This window comes from Rhizobium sullae (assembly GCF_900169785.1).
GTDB lineage: Bacteria > Pseudomonadota > Alphaproteobacteria > Rhizobiales > Rhizobiaceae > Rhizobium > Rhizobium sullae.
Genome location: NZ_FWER01000188.1, coordinates 1 through 501, shown reverse-complemented (window position 1 = coordinate 501; position 501 = coordinate 1). Strand labels below are relative to the sequence as shown.

Sequence of the window (501 nt, the reverse complement as noted above, 5' to 3'; positions counted from 1 at the left end):
GCGGTTGACCGAAGTCGCCCCCGGCATCGCAGGTGGACGCGTTATTGTTGCCCACCTCGGCAGCGGCGCCTCCATGTGTGCGCTGAAGGAGGCGCGCAGCGTGGAGACGACGATGGGCTTCACTGCGCTCGACGGCTTGCCGATGAGCACCCGGCCGGGACAGATGGATCCCGGTGTCGTGCTGTACTTGATCGATCAAAAGGGCATGACCGCAGCGGAGGTGACTGATCTCCTTTACAGGTCGTCCGGCCTGAAGGGCCTTTCCGGCTTCTCAGGTGATATGCGCGATCTTCTTGTCAGCGCCGACGCGCGTGCCGCCTTCGCGATCGATCACTTCGTCCATCGCTGTGGGCTGAGTGTCGGCACGCTTGCCGCCGCGCTCGGAGGTCTCGACGCGTTCGTGTTTACAGCCGGCGTCGGGGAGAACTCAGCCCAGATCCGCGCCCGCATCAGCGAACGGCTTGCCTGGCTCGGCGCCGAACTCGATCCCGCGGCCAATGA

At 65.1% G+C, this 501-nt stretch carries 1 pseudogene; it reads left to right on the top strand.

Annotated elements, in window-relative coordinates:
• Positions 1–501 (top strand): annotated as a pseudogene (locus tag BN1800_RS39695) (acetate/propionate family kinase); the annotation flags it as partial.